Below are 4,105 nucleotides of genomic sequence, written 5' to 3'. Positions count from 1 at the left end.
TTCGCATCACTGGGGTCGTTGTTTTCAGCAAATGGGCCATCAGGTACGGTTAATTGCCGCGCACAAGGTTAAACCCTTTGTTATCGGTAATAAGAATGACATGGTGGATGCACAGGCCATTTGGACCGCGGTACAGCAACCGCAGATGCGGTTTGTGGCGGTGAAAAGTGTGGAGCAACAAGCGGCGTTATCAGCTCATCGGATGCGCGAGTATTTAGTGAAAACCCGCACCGGTAGCATCAATGCGATAAGAGGGTTTTTAGCCGAGTTTGGTATTGTTATTGCCAGAGGGCGGACAGCGTTTAAACGTGAGATTGCCGGCTGTTTAGAAACCTTATCGCAGACGGTCCCCAAGGAATTTGCCGACAGGATGTATGAGCGGATTGCGTATATCCACAAGCTTGATGACGATATTGCCGGGCTGGAGCAACATATTACGGCTTATTTTAAAGGCTGCCCACAATGTCAGCGGATAGCGAAGGTACCGGGCATTGGTGTGTTAAGTGCCACCGCCATCGTGGCGACAGTAGGCGATGTTAGTCAGTTTAAATCAGGCCGGGAGCTCTCCGCCTGGTTGGGTTTAGTACCAAAACAAACCGGCTCAGGTGGCAAGGTTAAACTGCATGGTATCAGCAAGCGAGGCGATACCTATGTGCGCACCTTGTTGGTACACGGCGCCCGCTCGGCCATCACGCACAGTAAACATCCCAGTGAGTGGCTGCAGCAACTCTTGGTACGCCGGCCAAAGAATGTGGTGCTACTGGCGTTAGCCAATAAAACAGCCAGAGTTGTTTGGGCATTGTTAAGCAAAGAGGCGGAGTATAGCGAAACACAGTATTCGCAAGTCAGTTAGCTTAATCAGGTTAAGCAAAACGATTAACAACGCAAAGATAAAACAAGTTTAGCGCGAAGCTATTCGCAACCGTTTGTCAGGGCGCCTGACGTGTAATGAAATTGGTAAGACCATACTTTAGCAGCCTGGCCACACGAAGGGTTTAAATACCGACCGGAGAATAAGGACTAAAGTCGCGGAAATCATTAGGGTCAGCGGGGGCGCGCCCCGCATTAATAAGACCGGATATAGAACCGCAGCCCATCCAAACTCAGCACACGTTAAAAACCCTTGCAAAGGAGGCGTTCATATAGACGTGTGGATAAGCTTTGGGCGAGTTCGTTTGCCTGCAATGCAGAGCCGGCCTCAGTGTAGATTCGTAGTTCCGGCGCATTACCTGATGCTCTGAGATGAATGATACTGGTATCACTCAGCATTATTCTTACACCGTCGGTGAGATCAACGTTTTGCACAGTTTTATCTGTAATACCCAGCTGTTGCAGACACGCCAGGGGCTCAGCCGCAGCAGCTGCCAGTAAGATACGGCTATTATCCGCGCTGAAATTCTGCACCCGCTCGCTGGCGGTAAAACGCTGCGGTAAGGCAGCCACCAGCTCTGAGATTGGCTGCTTATTCGCGAGCAACAGGATCGCAATAAAGGGTAACAAGGCATCGCGCGTTGGTAGTGCAGTAAGTGGGTTACTGTTGATATTTAGCGCACTCGCCAGTAAGAAGCCTCCATTTGCTTCAAAACCTGCAACCCGCTGAAAATCCGGTAACAACGTTTCCATCCCGGCGATAACGTAGGGAGAGCCAATCCGGGTGCGCAGCACCTTGGAAAAGCTACCACACAAATCTATTGCGCTGTTGGCATTCACCGGCACTGACAGTGCCTCGATGCCAAGTGCCTTTGCCGTGAGCAAGCCAACCGTATCGCCGCGCAGCCAGTGTCCCTTTTCATCAGCAATCAGGGGCCTGTCACCATCCCCATCGGTGGAGAAAATAGCATCCAGCTGATACTGCCCTGCCCATTGCCGGGCTTTGGCTTGGTCAGCATCAGATACCGCTTCGGTATCAATCGGCACAAAGTGCTCGGTTCGCTCCAGCCGGGTTACCCTGGCACCTAATGCGCTTAACAAGTGATGATACAGATCGCGACCGGCACTGGAATGTTCATAAACACCAATGTGCATGCCGCTCAAACATTGTGCAGGGCAGATAGTAAGATAGCGCTGCAGATATCGCTCTGCCGCTTCGCTGGCGATGATGCTTAGCTCTGCAATATCCGAGGCAAGTAGCTCAGTAGTATTTTGATTGATCGCCAATTCATCTGCTTTGCTGATTTCGCCATCGGGCCGGTAGAACTTCAGGCCATTGCGGTCAAACGGAATATGGCTACCGGTAATCATAATTGCTGCTACCTGATCAGCCATGGCTTGTAATGCCAAAGCTGGCGTTGGCAAGATACCGTAGTACTTTACCTCTAAGCCCATAGCGGCCGCCATACCGGCACAGCTTTGCGCCATTGCCAGGCTGCTGGGTCTGTTATCAATGGCTATTGCTAATGCAGAAAACGGGTAGTGCCGCTGCATTTCCTGCAGAAAACTCTGCGTAAAGGCTGCACACACCTGGGGTGTAAAGTGGCTAACCAGGCCACGGGCACCACTGGTACCAAAGGCAATGCCACTCTCGCTTATTATCTGTTGCAGGCTAACGGCCATTATTCACCTCAACTTATCCACAGCACTCCGGTACCGGTCTGACCAGTTAAACGCGGCCATAAAGGTCAGAAAAACGCACAATATCGTCTTCGCCAAGGTAGGCACCGGATTGTACTTCGATCAGTTCTAATGGGATTTTGCCCGGATTTTCCAGCGAGTGAACGGCGCCAATCGGGATATAAACCGACTGATTCTCTGTTAACAGTTGCTGCTGCTGATCAATAGTGACCTTCGCAGTGCCATGCACCACTATCCAGTGCTCAGCCCGGTGATGATGCATTTGGATCGACAGTTTTTCACCCGGTTTTACTGTGATCCGTTTCACCTGGTAGCGATTACCATTGTCGATACTGTCGTACTTACCCCAGGGCCGGTATACCTCACGGTGAATATAATGTTCGCTACGCCCTGCCTGCTTGAGTTGCTGCACGATATGCTTGACGTCCTGCACCTGATCTTTAGCCGCAACCAGCACCGCATCCTTAGTTTGAATCACAACGGTATTATGCAAACCAACGGTCGCAACAACGCCTGTTTCTGCAAAGATATAATTATCGCTGGAACCATGCTGAAGCACATCGCCAAGCTGCACATTCCCGGCCTGATCTTTATGACTAATTTCCCAGAGGGATGACCAGGAACCGACATCACTCCAACCGGCATCCATTGGCACCACTACCGCCCGGTCGGTTTTTTCCATTACCGCATAATCAATTGATTCTGACGGACAAGCAGCGAATGCCTGCTTGTTTACCCGGATAAAGTCCAAATCAGGTTCGGTTTGCGTCATTGCCTGTTCACAGGCCGCCATAATATCAGGGCGAAATTTCGCTAACTCAGCAAGAAAAACACTGGCTTTAAACAGGAACATACCGCTATTCCAGTAGTACTCGCCACTGGCCAGGTATTGCTCGGCGACAGCCCGGTTTGGTTTTTCAACAAACTCGGCAACGCTGTATGCTGCATCAGAAACTGCCGACACAGCTCCGCGACGAATATAGCCGTAACCGATTTCTGGCGCTGTGGCGACTATCCCAAAGGTGACCAGTTGATCCGCTTCAGCCAGTTTCGTAGCACGCTGCACTGCCGTTTGAAATGCCTGCGCATCCTGAATCACGTGATCAGCGGCTAGCACCAGCAGTAACGGATCATCACCGTTGCGTCTGGCCCAAAACGCAGCTAAAGCGATAGCCGGTGCGGTGTTACGACCGGCTGGTTCAAGAATGATATTGTGGTTAAGCTGTGATAACTGTCTTAACTGCTCGGCGGCAATAAAACGGTGCTCTTCGTTACAAATAACCAAGGGTAGCTCAGCCGCCATACCAGACAATCTGGCGAGTGTTGCTTGTAGCATGGTGGCGTCGCCACAAAGTTTAAGAAATTGCTTTGGCATCAGCTCGCGTGACAGGGGCCACAAACGGCTGCCGCTGCCACCGGCCATAATAACGGGTAGTAACATACTCGATCCCTGAAAATAGAATGTTACCCGCTACTTTAAATCATCAGCCAAAATAAGCAACTTTTGCCGCTCGCTCCGCAACTTATCCACAGC

At 51.0% G+C, this 4,105-nt stretch carries 3 protein-coding genes; 1 reads left to right on the top strand and 2 read right to left on the bottom strand.

Annotated features, from left to right (window positions below):
* Positions 1 to 853: IS110 family RNA-guided transposase (locus tag AEST_RS06805; protein WP_039925230.1), on the top strand; the 853-nt coding region annotated here is incomplete at its 5' end.
* 260 nt (positions 854 to 1,113) lie between these two features.
* On the opposite strand, the gene AEST_RS06800 is transcribed toward AEST_RS06805, so the two are convergent.
* Together AEST_RS06800 and AEST_RS06795 are read right to left on the bottom strand one after the other, a co-directional pair.
* Positions 1,114 to 2,553, bottom strand: a complete 1,440-nt coding sequence (locus tag AEST_RS06800; RefSeq protein ID WP_008607992.1) for a phosphomannomutase — start codon at positions 2,551 to 2,553, stop codon at positions 1,114 to 1,116.
* Positions 2,554 to 2,599: 46 nt separating this feature from the next.
* A complete protein-coding gene (locus tag AEST_RS06795) occupies positions 2,600 to 4,012 on the bottom strand; it encodes a mannose-1-phosphate guanylyltransferase/mannose-6-phosphate isomerase (protein WP_008607990.1) in 1,413 nt (470 codons plus the stop codon).
* Positions 4,013 to 4,105: the final 93 nt, after the last annotated feature.

The sequence above is a fragment of the Alishewanella aestuarii B11 genome, from assembly GCF_000280055.1.
GTDB lineage: Bacteria > Pseudomonadota > Gammaproteobacteria > Enterobacterales > Alteromonadaceae > Alishewanella > Alishewanella aestuarii.
The sequence above is the reverse complement of the archived record's forward strand: the minus strand, read 5'-3'. Positions and strand labels throughout refer to the sequence as shown.